The sequence below is a fragment of the Salmonirosea aquatica genome (assembly GCF_009296315.1).
Taxonomy (GTDB): domain Bacteria; phylum Bacteroidota; class Bacteroidia; order Cytophagales; family Spirosomataceae; genus Salmonirosea; species Salmonirosea aquatica.
The window spans coordinates 1,065,553-1,078,954 of record NZ_WHLY01000002.1; the positions used below are offsets into that span (position 1 = coordinate 1,065,553).

Consider the following 13,402-nt stretch of genomic DNA (forward strand, 5'->3'; position numbering starts at 1 on the left):
TTACGTTATTGCTTGTATCTTGCAACAAAAACTTCATGTTGTTGGTATGTGGTCAGCTTTGTAGCACCAAAAACGGCATTGACAGTAAAGAATCCGGTTATAAACACATCACTTCCACCACTCAGAGCTACGTCACTTCCAACCTTCGTTCCTGTGCCACCTGCGATCTCAGACCACTGTACTGTCCCATTACCATTATACTTCGTCAGTAGCAAAGTCCCTTCGGTGAAGTAACCTGTACCAGTCACATACGCATTCCCATCTGAATCCACAGCTATGCTTGAACCACTGTCCCCCGAAGAGCCCCCTTCGCTCTTTGCCCAGAGAGAAATTCCATTGATATCATATTTTGCAACGAACATATCGGTTATGCCGTTCGAAGTTAACGTAGTACTTCCAAATGTGGCAGTACCTGAAAAATCCCCGGTAACGAATGTATTTCCTCCAGAGTCCACGGCAATACTCGTCGATGTATCATTCTGGCCCCCGCCAGCACTCTTCGCCCATAAAACAGCTCCCTCAGAGGTATATTTTGCTATAAACACTTCACTCCCACCTAGGGCAGTCAAGGGGATTGAACCAAAGTTAACTGTTCCGCCAAAACTACCTGTTATATATAGGGCACCACTGCCTTGAACTGCGATTCCAGAGATTGCACCACCTGCCCTTTGAACCCACTGAGCCACTCCACTGCTATTATACTTGGCGATAAAATATCCACCACTAGATGGATTTAGAGTAAGCGAACCAAAGCCAGCAGTTCCATCTGCCACCCCAGATATATAGATATTTCTCGAAGCATCTACTGCGATCCTAAATCCAAAATCGTTTTGGGTTCCCCCTGCTTGTTGTAACCATTGCAAGTCTCCATTACTGTTGTATTTAACAATAAAAATATCCAAGCCTCCATATGAAGTTAAGCTGGTGGAGCCAAAGTTAGCTGAATTATCAAAACTACCAACCATATAAACATTACCATCGGAGTCTACATCTAAATCTGATCCTTGAATGTCTTTGACCGCCCCGTTAATCACTCTTACCCAAAGCAAATTTCCGTTTTTGTCGTATTTAGCTAAATTCCCGTCCGACACTCTATTGCCAGGGCCACTGTTGATGTAAACGCTACCATCCGGACTCACAGCTATCCTATGAGCATTACTGCCATAGTAACTGGCATTCGTTTTCCAAGCAGTCACTTCGGGACTTGTATCACCAGTTTTCTTGTAGGTGCATAGCCACTCAATACCGTTGTAATAGCGTAAACAGTGAAAAGTTTTATCATAGGCCAGGTCGCCTTCAACAGGAGAGGGAAGGGCTGCAATTTCATCGAATGTGAGACGGAGAGGAAAATTCGTACTCTGGCTGCCAACACCAAGGCAAGCCCAACCACCATCACTATAAAGCTGAGTGCAACTCAGCGTAACGTTGAAGATCAGCATCCCATCGACTGGACCTGCAATCGAATCACGCTGAGAACTGGTAAGTCGAGGTAGAAGGAACCCCTGATTGGAGCTTTCTAATTCAAGAACAGCCGAAGGGTTGGGAGCGCCAGAACCACCAATTTTAATTTGGGCGTGGGCTGTCTTCTGAATACAGTAGCACGATAGAATAAAAACAAATAGAAAAATGTAAATTCTTTTCATAATGGGTGCAGTTTTCAACTAAATATTAATACAATTTAGATATATTCTGCAAATTCTTATAGGCTCGGAGTATTTAATTTTATACAGAAATTAACTGCTGATCATTGAATTACGATTATTTGCTTTAAACCTAAAAAGATTATGAGCATAGTTTACTTGTTCCCTTTATATTGTTACTCTTAGACTCGAATTATAAAGTTTGAACCCTTATCTCTATCCAACCAAGCACAATAAAATATAGATCTTTTCTTATTCAACCCCGAAAAGCATGGCCTAGTAATTCCCACCAAACTAATGAAGCAAATCGGCTACGGGAAAGAGTATAAGTACTCCCATAGCTACTAAGGAAACTTCGTCCAGCAGAATTTCCTGCCCGATGAGTTGAAGGGTACCACGCTCTACACCCCCGGCAATAATCCCCGGGAAGCAGAAATCAGGCGCAACCTGCAGCAATGGTGGAACGAATGGTACGGCTATTGATTTATGCTAATGGCACAAGGTACCTCTCACATAATGCAACAATTTTCTTTCATTTACCAGTATTTGACCTATGACCTATCCTATCATTAGGTATTTGAAGATGGCTCTCAGGTATGTTGGCCTGGTAGTTATGATCCTGCATTTCCTGGGTACTAGCTGGGTGAAAGCACAATCCAAACCCCGGATTCTGATCAGTACGGATATTGGCGGGACCGACGCGGATGATTTCCAATCCATGATCCACTTGCTAATGTATGCCGATCAATTTCAGATCGAAGGCTTGGTATCCTCGCCCTTTGGCGACGGCCGCAAGCAAAACATTTTGGATATAATTGATCTCTACGAAAAGGATCTGCCCAAATTAAAAAAACATTCCTCCGGCTTTCCGGCTCCCGATGCATTGCGGAAGGTTTGCAAACAGGGTACCATTCCCGAAGCACCCTATAAAGGATTTTCTACCTCGACCGAAGGCTCCAACTGGCTCATTACCTGCGCAAAAAAACCAAGCGACCAACCCCTGTGGGTACTGGTATGGGGCGGTATCGAAGATGTAGCGCAAGCGCTGCACGATGCTCCCGAGATCAAGGAAAAAATCAGGGTGTATTGGATAGGTGGCCCCAACAAAAAATGGAGTGTCAATGCCTATACCTACCTGGCTGAGTACCACCCCGACTTGTGGATGATTGAGGCCAATGCCACCTACCGTGGGTTGTTTATGGATTCGGAATCACTCAAAAGCCTGACCGGCAAGGCCTACTATGGTACTCATATTCAGGGAAAAGGAGCCCTGGGAAAAGACTTTGTCAATTACTACAAGGGCGAAATTAAAATGGGCGACACGCCCTCGCTCGCTTACCTAATGAAAGGCAATCCTGATATTCCCATGGGCGAAAGTTGGGGCGGTAGCTTTACACGGATTGACCGGAGTTCCCGCACCCTATTTGAGGGCAACAGCACCAGGGCTGATACCGTAGCTACCTACGCGGTGCTGGAATGGCAGTTCCAGGGGCCTAAGCTCGAAATTCCGCAGGATTCCGCCTGTTTTACGTTCAAAAGCGGGGGGCAATCGTGGCCAGGTTACTACCTCGGTGAGGGAATATACGGTGTCAGGTACTCCCCTAAGCAGGCCGAAACGGGTACCTATACCACAGCAAGCAATATTCCGGAGTTGAATGGGCAGACCGGCAGCTATGTGAGCATAGCCCCCTGGCCGGGAAAACCAGGCCCCGACGACATCAAGCTAGGTACCCACTGGTATGGTGACCGTGCCGAACCCGAACTTTTCCTGGGCCCGCAGCAGGGAGCCAAAACCGTGGCCAAGCATCGGGAAGCATTTCTTAGCGATTGGGCTAAACGCTGGGAGTGGCTGAAATAAGGCGCTTTTGCCTCTGGTTCCACAGCGTTTATAAGTTGTTAATTTCTCTCCGGCTTACCTTTTCGTTAATAGAAACTTTGATCGACCTTAAAGAAACCCCGCATTTTACCCTGCAACCTACGGATAAGGGAACCCTCACTCGAACCCGATACAAAAAGGGGCTGATGAACGTAGTACCCAAATAATGTTCTGTCTAATATAGGGTACCTTTTCTGATACACAAGAAATAAAAAATCCGCTAACTAATTGATAGATAGCGGATTTGAACAATATAGTGTGCACCCGAAGGGATTCGAACCCCTATCGTCGGTACCGGAAACCGAAATTCTATCCATTGAACTACGGGTGCTTGGGATCGGGCTGCAAATATAGCCGTATTTTTAAAAATGTGGCAATAGTATTCCGTCAGTTTTTGTCAATTATTTTGAGCTTCAAAGCAGGAAGTCTGATTTAAAGCACTTTCATCATTTCCCAATCTCCCACTTCTTTCAGGTACAGGTAGTCAAGCAGAATGCCATTGGTGTTGGTGATGAGGCGATGTCCTTCGGCAAACGGGGCGACATACGTGGTGATGCGCTCATGATCGGATTCTACGCCCATGGACTGGTCATGGTATCCCCTGATTTCTTCGAGTGGCAATTCAATTTCACAAAAGAAGAAATACATGGCTTCGTCGCTGGTACCCGTAGAAGGGTAGCAGGGATGATTCAACAGGCGGGTTAGTTTTTCCTTGGGTACCACAATGCCCGTTTCTTCGTGGACTTCGCGGGCGGCTACGGCCGCCGGATCACTTTCGCTGTCCAGCATCCCCGCCGGATGTTCGTAGGTGTGGGAGCCATCGCATATGCGACGTTGCCTCACCAACAGCAGGTACTTCTCCCGGCTCTGCTTTTCAATGAAGCAAATCAAAACACAAACCACTTCGCCTTTTAAGAAACAAATCGGCGGAATTTTGTCGCCCTCAGGTGTAGTGGCATCAGTCATCAGCAGTGAGAACAGGATTTCACCGTTCCCTTTGCGGCGCGAATATACTTCTTCAATACTGTGCACATCCAGCCCGTTTGATTCGAGCTTACTCTTCCAAAGCTGGAATTTATGAGCGTCTGCTAGTTTTTCTTCTGTCATTTTGAATAAGCTACCGGTTTAGTGCCCTTAGCTGATAGGTTTATTGATTATTTTTGGATCAACATACCACCTTCCTTTTCTTACCTCTCATTACATGGAACTCACCCTCAGTACGCCTGCTCTGCTGTTTTCTACGGTTTCATTGCTGATGATTGCCTTCACAAACCGTTTTCTGGCCATTGCCAACCTGATCCGGGATCTGCACAAGCAGTTTCAGAAAAATCCGGACGGGGTGGTGGTAGCCCAAATCAAGAACCTGCACATGCGGCTCCGGCTAATCCGTACCATTCAGGGTCTGGCGGTGTTGAGTTTACTCCTGAGTGCCATTTGCATGCTGGTGCTGCTTCAGGAACACATGCTCACGGCCCGTGCCCTGTTTATTGGGGCACTGGTCTTGCAGATTTCGGCTCTGGCGCTGTCGTTTCTGGAAATTTCCGTTTCGATCAAAGCCCTGCAAATAGAACTCCACGATATGGAGGAAACTCTGGAACGCCGGAGTTTCGAGTTTTTCAATATCCTCGCCAAGTCCGAGGCTCCTTCATCAAGCAATAAAAACAACCCCACGTCTACCGATAAGGAGTGAGGCTGGCTAATTATACAGAGGTATCGTAATGGCGACGTAGGGCATTTGGTAGTTAGTAGAAAAACGCTTCTGGCCGTTGTTCAGCTTCATATCTGCACGATAACTAACCTGCCCCCACACATATCCTGCCTTGATGGCCAACTGCGGACTTACCCACACGCGTATGAATGCCTCGGCCTGGCCGTTGTTCTTATTTTTAAGGAAGGGAATCACGTTGAGATTGGCGGGAGCAATCCCTACGTCTTCTCCGTTTAATTCAAGGCTCAGGCTGTCTTTGACGGATTCGGGCGAAGCCAGGCGGTAGATCGCGTTCCTGCGTTTTCCAAAAGAGATGCCCAGTAGGTCGGCGTTCACGCCCAGGTCGATGACTTTGGCAAGTTTGAAATTTGCCCCCATCACGAAACTAATGCCTGTGGCCGTGACACGGCTGAGCTGCATTGCGTCTTCCTTGGAATTACCCGCTGGGGCGGTCAGGTAGGTATCATTGGCAAAATAACTCCATACCCTCGCTCCTCCATTTATTTCTATCCAGGGAGAATTGGCAGGGTGCAGAGCCTGGTAGTAGAGCAAGGAGGGAGCGAATTGTCCCTTTGCAAAACTGGCACCTACATCCACACCGGACGCAACCCGGGATATACGTTGCCCATACCCCGACACGATCCCGATTATTAATAGCAATACGACTCCAAACGTTTTCTTCATCAGCTCAATAGTATTTTTAAAGAGCGCAAAGGTACGCAAAAGCCCAAAAATTAGAAGGGCCGATTCTGAGAATCGGCCCTTCGGACTATTTTTCTGCTTTTTTCAGGACTAGGGCTCCCAACGGAGGCAGATTGAGCTGGACTGATTGTGGCTTACCATGCCACTGTTTGTTATCCGTGGCTACTTCCTGGTAATTACCTACTCCGCTACCGCCAAATTCCGGTGCATCGCTATTGAAAATTTCCTCCCAGGTACCTTCGGAAAGTACTCCGACCCGATAGTCGGGACGGGGGATGGGCGTTAGATTAAGAACTACCACCACATTCTCGGCGGGTTTGAGACCCTTACGGGCATAGATCACCACTGAATTCTCACGGTCCTGCGTATCGATCCATTCAAAGCCTTCGGGAGAGAAACTATGCTCATAAAGGGCGGGTTCGCTTTTATAAAGTTCATTGAGCGATTTGAAACAATTTTTGATTCCCTGGTGCGGAGCATAATCCAACAGGTGCCAGTCTAAACTTTTCTGAAAAGCCCATTCGGAAGTCTGGCCGAATTCGCAACCCATGAATATCAGCTTGGTACCCGGATGGGTAAACATATAGCTATACAGCAACCGCAGATTGGCGCAACGCTGCCATTCATCGCCGGGCATTTTATTCACCATGGAGCCTTTGCCGTACACTACCTCATCGTGTGAGAAGGGTAGCATGAAATTCTCGGAAAAGGAATACACCAAACTGAACGTCAACTGATCCTGATGCCACTTGCGGAACGAAGGATCTTTTTCGAAATACTTGAGCGTGTCGTTCATCCAGCCCATCATCCACTTCATGCCAAAGCCCAGTCCACCTACGAATACGGGACGCGACACTCCCGGAAAGGAGGTGGATTCTTCCGCGATGGTTTGAATGTCGGGGAACTCCTTGTAAGCGGCCATGTTCATTTCCCGCAGCAGCGAGATGGCCTCCAGGTTCTCGCGCCCGCCGAATTCGTTGGGAATCCATTCGCCATGCTTACGGGAATAATCGAGGTACAGCATGGAAGCCACAGCATCCACCCGCAGGCCGTCGGTGTGGTAACGATCGAGCCAGAATAAGGCGTTACTGATCAGAAAGGAACGTACCTCATTGCGGCCATAATTGAAGATATAGCTTTTCCAGTCGGGATGGTACCCCTTGCGTGGGTCTTCGTGCTCGTAGAGCGCCGAGCCATCAAAGCGATAGAGGCCGTGGGCATCGCCGGGAAAATGGGAAGGTACCCAGTCGAGGTAGACGCCGATCCCGGCCTGATGCAGTTTGTCCACGAGGTACATCAGTTCCTGAGGGGTACCCATTCGGGAGGCCACGGAGAAATAGCCGGTGATCTGATACCCCCACGAAGGCGGGTAGGGATGCTCCATCACAGGCATGAACTCCACATGCGTGAAGCCCATTTCCTGCACATAGGGTACCAGAGCATCGGCAATTTCGTGAAAGGTCAGGTACCGCTCGGGATCGGACGGATCGCGCCGCCACGAACCCAGGTGCAACTCATAAACCGAGATTGGGGCGTTGAGCTTATTCTTATCCTTCCGTACTTCCATCCAGTCGGCGTCGTTCCACTCGTACCAGGTATCCCACACAATGGAAGCCGTTTTGGGGGCTACCTCACACCAGAGGGCGAAAGGATCAGCTTTTTCGAGATGCTGTCCGTTGTTGGATTTGATGAAATACTTATAGACTTCCCCGCGGCCAATGTTGGGAATCCAGCCTTCCCAAATACCCGATTCGTCCCAGCGCGGGTAGAGCGCATGGGCTTCGCGGTTCCAGCCATTGAAATTGCCAATGATGGAAATGGCACTGGCATTTGGAGCCCACACGGCAAAGTAGGTACCCACCACCCCTTCATGCTCCATGACGTGCGATCCCAGCTTGTCATACAGCTTGAAATGCTTACCTGCCTTGAAAAGAAAGATATCAAATTCGGAAAAACGGCTGACGCCTTCCACGGGTTTGAAGTTGTGGGTACGGCTCATGTCACGGGCCTGAAGATCCTCCTGAGGTACCTCCTCCCGTACGTTCGGCGTTGCTTCAGACGTTTTCTTTTCGATGGCGGCTACTTTTTTACTCGTTGCGGTCGCTTTATCCCCTTTGGCAGCTTTCTTTTCGGTTGGTTTCTTTCCGACTGAGGGGTTCTTTTTTTCGGTGGTATCTTTATCGTGCTTTTTTGCCATTTTGTATTTCTGGAATAAGAAATTATATAAAATCTATTGCCAAAGTAATCATCTTTTCGGGCTAAGCCAATTTTGTTTGCTTATCCATGCATTTTTTCAATTTCCCTGATTACATCCACAATACCCTTCAACGGGATCTTGACCCAGTCGGGTCGGTAACTTAGTTCGTAGCCCAGTTCGTACACCGCTTTTTCCAGCAGATAGTAGAGCATGAGCGAGTTGATTTCGTTCTGATCTTTGAACAGGGGATGCGGCCAGCCGATGGCTTCCATGTACCCATCCAGGTAGGTTTCTTTCATCAGCTTGTACCAGCGGTCGGTCACCTTGAGTAAGCGGTTGGTCTCCACATGTTCGGTTTCAACGCTGTTGAATACTTTGGACGAAACCGCGTAGTGGTAACTCCGCACCATACCCGCCACGTCTTTCAGAGGCGAGTGCTTAATCTTCCGGTCGCTGATACTGGCTTCGGGTTCACCTTCAAAATCAATGACAATGAAGTCATTATGCACATTGAGTACCTGACCCAGGTGGTAATCCCCATGAATACGGATTCGCAGCGAGTCCAGATCCTGACTCAGGAGTTCTTCCGAAAATTCATCAATCAGCTCCTTCGCCTCCATAAACTTCCAGGCCAGGGCCTTGGTGGGCTCATCGAGCGTTAGGTACTTGTCAATTAACAGATTATATCGCGTTTCCAGCAGATGTCCCAACCGATGTCGTAGAAATTCCCGATAATCATCGGTAAAGGGTTCTGGTGAAAAAGAGGTCTGGGCGCGGGGACTGTACAGCGCCCGGTGCATTTCACCGGTACGCCTCCCCAATAGGCTTACCCGCTCGAAGACATCTTCCTGAATGGAAAACACCCGGTTGGGGACCGCATACAGAAAGTCATTGAGGTAGTCGCCCGTCCGAACCCAGTTGTCTTTGTCGGCCTCTACCATGCGCTGCATCATGCCCAGCGTGATATCGGATTGGCCCAGGCGTTTCCAAGTCATACTGCCACAGAAGGCCGGGATCTGGGTGAAACTGGAATTTTCGGTGATGAATTCCACCATTTCCACCTCAGGATTGGTTTCGCGGAAAAGTTTCCGGTAGAGTTTGAAGAAGTACTTTTCGCCAAAAACCAGCGCCGAGTTGCTGGAATCAACCGGCAGTACACGGGTAACGATGTGTTCGGGGACATCATCAGCGGCCAAGCCTTTACCCCGGTTGAACGCCAGACGGGATTCGTCGTGCCCGATGCCTTCTTCCGTATAGATATGGGTGTAGAGCGCTTTACGAAAAGATTCCGTATAAATCGCATCCACCAGGTACCCCCCGTCCGTTTCCATGATCAGCGTCTGCTCGGTGCTGAACCCAGGCATCTCGGGTACTGTAGCTACGGGCAATTGATACTGCTCGGTGTCCCCTTCGGCGTAGCCTACCTCTACAATCCAGAGGGTAGCCGTGTGAAAGGAAAGCTGCTGGCCCACCGCGCAGTAAGTGAGCTGACGTGCCTTACCCGCAAACCAGCGGCATTTTTTCAGAAAGTCGAGTAATTGATCGGATGAAATAGGCATTGATTGTAAGGGTTATGATTCTAGTCTATAAGTTCAGGGGCAGATGCGTTATTGAGCGATCAGACAACGGTTCAAAGTTTACGGGAATCCTGTTGTTGCGATAATTGACTCCATTCGCCTACCCATGCATTCATAGACTTTATACCTCATAAACTCCTTGCCACCTTCTCTGTCGCCGCCAAAACACGCATGATATTGCCGCCCCAGATTTTCTCAATGTCCTTGGCCGAATAGCCCCGACGGACGAGTTCTTCGGTGATGCTGCCGATTTCAGAAACATCGCGACAGCCAATCACCTGGCCGCCGCCATCCATGTCCATGCCAATGCCGACGTGGTCCACGCCGACGAGTTTGATAACGTGCTCGATGTGATCGACAGCCACCGCCACGGTGGGCATATCGCCGGCATATTTCTCGCGCATGGCCTTCATTTCGGCGTATAGGGCCTTTTTATCGTCATCTGACAGATCTACCTGCCGCATCTTCAGCCGGATGGCTTTCATGGACAGTTCCTGCTGCTGGCTAGCTTTCCTGAGAAAATCCGGCACGAAATTGATCTGGATCACGCCACCGTTTTTGGCTAGGGCTTTGATCATGTCGTCGGTCATGTTGCGGGGATGGTCGCAAAGCGCACGGCACGACGAATGCGAGGCAATGGCCGGAGCTTTAGTGAGTCGCATCACATCATAAAAGGTCGAGTCAGATACGTGCGAGATGTCCACCATGATCCCCAAACGGTTCATTTCCTGCACCACTTTTTCACCAAACGGGCTCAGGCCATTGTATTCGGGGCCATCGGGATCGGTCGAGGAATCACATATATCGTTGTTGGCCGAGTGCGACAGCGTGATGTACCTTAAGCCCAGATCGTAGTACTGTTTCAGGTTGGCGAGGTCGTTGCCTACGGGCCAGCCGTTTTCCATCCCGAAGAATACCGCCCGCTTGCCCTGCTTCTGCAAATCGTAAGCATCCGTGGGCGTCGTAGCGATGCCGGCCACGTCAGGGTTGGCAGCCACGGCTTTATGAATCTTATCAAAAATCGCCAACGCCCTTTCCTTTGCTTCGGCGGTAGCCTCGGGCGTCCGCTTTCCCTGACCCAGGTACACGGCAAAAAACATGGCATCCATGCCGCCTTCCTTCATGCGCGGAAAGTCAATCTGGGAGCCGTCTTTTTCAAAATCGTGCTTCTGCGCCACGTCGAAGCCGTCCTTCATCATGTTGATGGGTACATCGGCGTGCGTATCGATGGTCAGCGCCTGGGCGTGAATTTTGGCCGCTTTCTCTTTTTGCTTTTCGGTGATGGGCTGCGTTTGCGCCCACACTTTCCCCATCGTCAGGCCCACGAAAACCAGAGCCGCTACATACTGCTTTTTCATTTTCAATTGGTTTAATACCTTTTTATTCCCACCCGCCAGGGTGAGACTATCAAAGGCATGGTACGTACTGCGCGGCCAAAATCTTTATAGTAACGGCGACTGCGTTTTTGAAAGCTGTCAGCGTTGGGGAAATCCTTTTACTAATTCAAATCCTCCACCCGGAACAAATGGAACGGCAGAATATGCGGGTTCAATTCCACATAATTCCACTCCCCCTGCCAGGTATGCATAGCTCCCGTCACCAGATCATGGACACGGAAGTAATCGTACTCGTTCTTACCCAGCAAGCGCAACGGCAGCTGTACCCAACCCGATTGTGTGTTGTAGCCATCCAGGTTGACGACGCACAATATGCGGTTGCCATTGGTGTGAATTTTGGTATAGGCGACAATATTCTCGTTGTCGATCCGGCAGAATTGCAGGTTGTTGGTAAACTGTAAGGCCGTGTTCTCGTGGCGCAACCGGTTAATAATCCGGATCAGGTAGGTCAGCTTGGTTTCCCGCTTCCAGTCCCAATGCTTCACCTCATATTTTTCCGAATTGAGGTACTCTTCCTTACCCGGATACGCTTCGTGGATCATGTACTCGAAGGTAGGTCCGAAAATACCGTAGTTAGACGACATGGTTGCCGCCATGAAGTACCGGATCAGGAAGTAGGGTTCGTGGCCTCCCTGCAAGAGGTACGGGTTGATGTCGTGAGTATTGGGCCAGAAATTGGGGCGATAGTAGTACTTCATGTCCGACTGCGTGAGCTCGGTAAGGTACTCTTCCAGTTCCCATTTTGCGGTGCGCCAGGTGTAGTAGGTATACGATTGCGAGAAACCTACCTTGGCCAGTTGCCGCATCACTTTGGGACGGGTAAATGCCTCCGACAGAAAAATCATATCGGGGTACTGCGCTTTGACTTCGGCAATGACCCACTCCCAGAAACTGAACGCCTTAGTGTGTGGATTATCCACCCGAATGATGCGGGTACCCCACTCGGCCCACAGCAGCAGGATGCGACGCATTTCGAGCCATAGCCCCTGCCAGTCGGGACTTTCAAAATTGATCGGGTAGATATCCTGGTATTTTTTGGGTGGATTCTCGGCATACTGAATGCTACCGTCGGGCCGGATGCTGAACCATTCGGGGTGCGATTTCACCCAGGGGTGGTCGGGTGAACACTGAATCGCTAGATCCATCGCCACCTCCATGCCGAACTCCTTAGCGGCAGCAATCAGTTGCTTGTAATCGTTTAGGGTACCCAGGTCGGGATTGATGGCATCGTGGCCGCCCAGTTCGCTGCCGATGGCGTAGGGTACCCCCGGTTCGCCCGGCTCGGCGGTTACGACGTTGTTTTTACCCTTCCGAAACTGGTGGCCAACGGGATGGATCGGCGGCAGGTACAGCACGTCGAAACCCAAGTCGGCCACCCGCGGCAGGAGTTTGATCTGATCCTGAAAGGTACCGTGCTTTCCCGGCTCCGGGGCCGACGAGCGCGGGAACATCGAGTACCAGGCACTAAACCCGGCCTTGGCCCGATCGACGTACACGGGCAGTTCGCGGTAGCGGGTAACGAATTTTCGTTCGGGGTACCTTTGCAGCCATTCGGTCATGCGAAAACTCATCGCCAGTTGGCGGGCGTCTTCGTTCCGATGCTCGTTGCGCATAATTTCGATGGCTTCCTCAATGAGGGGCTTATCCTCGGCGGTAGCTTTGTCCAGCATACCTTCCAGAAAGTTGGCCCCCATCAGCAATTCCAGCGGCACCCGCTGGCCGGCTTTGATTTTCAGTTCGGTATCGTGCTGCCAGGTATCGATATGGTCCACCCAGCCTTCGATGGTGTAAAGGTAATGTCCCTGCTTCTCAACGGTAAAATCCACCTCGTAGCGGTCGTTGTTGATGAGCGCCATCCCTATTTCCGACCAATCGTTATCGTCGGCGTGCTTGTACAGCAGTCGCACCATAACATGGTCGTGACCATCGCAAAACACATCGGCTTCTACGTGGATACTCTCGCCGGGAACAGCCTTGACGGCAAAGCGGCCCTCATTTATTTCGGGAATAACGTGTTCAATGACCACCCGGGTGCGGCCTTCTGTGGATTCGGGAATTAGGGTATTTTTTTTCTTCGCCATGAAAGCGGATTTTGGTTTTATGGATTCGGCTTCGTTCTGGCAAATTAATAAAAATATACCTTTTTTGAGATCTGGCGCTTGATTCATTCCAAAGAATCGAAAATCATTTCTTTGAGAATCAAGGAATTACATTCAATTGTTGCAATAAAAATAAAATTTACCTCTCTGTACGATTTGACCTTTTTTGTCCCAATAAGATTGGACCCCGCGAGCATCTTGCTTGA

Annotated in this window: 9 protein-coding genes, 1 tRNA gene and 1 pseudogene; 3 read left to right on the forward strand and 8 right to left on the reverse strand. The window is 49.6% G+C overall.

Annotation, left to right across the window (positions count from 1 at the left end):
* Nucleotides 1-5: 5 nt before the first annotated feature.
* Nucleotides 6-1,643, reverse strand: coding sequence for a phage tail-like protein (locus GBK04_RS05565; protein WP_152757627.1), 1,638 nt, complete (start codon nt 1,641-1,643; stop codon nt 6-8).
* A gap of 282 nt (nt 1,644-1,925) precedes the next feature.
* Between GBK04_RS05565 and GBK04_RS05570 the strand changes: the two are divergent.
* A pseudogene (locus GBK04_RS05570) lies at nt 1,926-2,123 on the forward strand (AAA family ATPase); the annotation flags it as partial.
* A 100-nt stretch (nt 2,124-2,223) separates the two neighbouring features.
* The gene (locus tag GBK04_RS05575) at nt 2,224-3,498 is read left to right on the forward strand and encodes a nucleoside hydrolase-like domain-containing protein (protein ID WP_152757629.1); all 1,275 of its coding nucleotides are present in this window, start codon (nt 2,224-2,226) and stop codon (nt 3,496-3,498) included.
* Between the two features lie 277 nt (nt 3,499-3,775).
* Here GBK04_RS05575 and GBK04_RS05580 read toward each other — a convergent pair.
* Both GBK04_RS05580 and GBK04_RS05585 read right to left on the reverse strand, forming a co-directional pair.
* A tRNA-Arg gene (locus GBK04_RS05580) sits at nt 3,776-3,847 on the reverse strand.
* Nucleotides 3,848-3,948: 101 nt separating this feature from the next.
* Entirely contained in the window at nt 3,949-4,623 is a 675-nt protein-coding gene (locus tag GBK04_RS05585; RefSeq protein WP_152757631.1) for an NUDIX hydrolase, read from the reverse strand.
* A 94-nt stretch (nt 4,624-4,717) separates the two neighbouring features.
* Between GBK04_RS05585 and GBK04_RS05590 the strand changes: the two genes are divergently transcribed.
* Complete coding sequence (locus tag GBK04_RS05590; RefSeq protein ID WP_152757633.1) at nt 4,718-5,206, forward strand: DUF2721 domain-containing protein; 489 nt, start codon at nt 4,718-4,720, stop codon at nt 5,204-5,206.
* A gap of 6 nt (nt 5,207-5,212) precedes the next feature.
* Here the strand turns inward: GBK04_RS05590 and GBK04_RS05595 are convergent, their stop codons facing one another.
* From GBK04_RS05595 to GBK04_RS05615, 5 genes are all read right to left on the reverse strand, one after another.
* Nucleotides 5,213-5,908: a hypothetical protein gene (locus GBK04_RS05595; protein ID WP_152757634.1), complete on the reverse strand. Its 696-nt coding sequence runs from the start codon at nt 5,906-5,908 to the stop codon at nt 5,213-5,215.
* A gap of 85 nt (nt 5,909-5,993) precedes the next feature.
* Nucleotides 5,994-7,925, reverse strand: a complete 1,932-nt coding sequence (gene glgB / locus GBK04_RS05600; protein WP_152765891.1) for a 1,4-alpha-glucan branching protein GlgB — start codon at nt 7,923-7,925, stop codon at nt 5,994-5,996.
* Between the two features lie 278 nt (nt 7,926-8,203).
* Nucleotides 8,204-9,682: a maltokinase N-terminal cap-like domain-containing protein gene (locus tag GBK04_RS05605; RefSeq protein WP_152757636.1), complete on the reverse strand. Its 1,479-nt coding sequence runs from the start codon at nt 9,680-9,682 to the stop codon at nt 8,204-8,206.
* A 146-nt stretch (nt 9,683-9,828) separates the two neighbouring features.
* A complete protein-coding gene (locus GBK04_RS05610; RefSeq protein WP_152765893.1) occupies nt 9,829-11,013 on the reverse strand; it encodes a dipeptidase in 1,185 nt (394 codons plus the stop codon).
* Between the two features lie 185 nt (nt 11,014-11,198).
* Nucleotides 11,199-13,178 (reverse strand): alpha-1,4-glucan--maltose-1-phosphate maltosyltransferase, encoded by a 1,980-nt coding sequence (locus GBK04_RS05615; protein WP_152757638.1) that lies wholly within the window; start codon nt 13,176-13,178, stop codon nt 11,199-11,201.
* Between the last annotated feature and the right edge of the window lie 224 nt (nt 13,179-13,402).

Bases quoted from the DNA above. Each gene is read 5' to 3' on its own strand.
- GBK04_RS05565 (WP_152757627.1), bottom strand. From the start codon at position 1,643: ATGAAAAGAATTTACATTTTTCTATTTGTTTTTATTCTATCGTGCTAC.
- GBK04_RS05575 (WP_152757629.1), top strand. From the start codon at position 2,224: ATGGCTCTCAGGTATGTTGGCCTGGTAGTTATGATCCTGCATTTCCTG.
- GBK04_RS05585 (WP_152757631.1), bottom strand. From the start codon at position 4,623: ATGACAGAAGAAAAACTAGCAGACGCTCATAAATTCCAGCTTTGGAAG.
- GBK04_RS05590 (WP_152757633.1), top strand. From the start codon at position 4,718: ATGGAACTCACCCTCAGTACGCCTGCTCTGCTGTTTTCTACGGTTTCA.
- GBK04_RS05595 (WP_152757634.1), bottom strand. From the start codon at position 5,908: ATGAAGAAAACGTTTGGAGTCGTATTGCTATTAATAATCGGGATCGTG.
- glgB (WP_152765891.1), bottom strand. From the start codon at position 7,925: ATGAGCCGTACCCACAACTTCAAACCCGTGGAAGGCGTCAGCCGTTTT.
- GBK04_RS05605 (WP_152757636.1), bottom strand. From the start codon at position 9,682: ATGCCTATTTCATCCGATCAATTACTCGACTTTCTGAAAAAATGCCGC.
- GBK04_RS05610 (WP_152765893.1), bottom strand. From the start codon at position 11,013: ATGGGGAAAGTGTGGGCGCAAACGCAGCCCATCACCGAAAAGCAAAAA.
- GBK04_RS05615 (WP_152757638.1), bottom strand. From the start codon at position 13,178: ATGGCGAAGAAAAAAAATACCCTAATTCCCGAATCCACAGAAGGCCGC.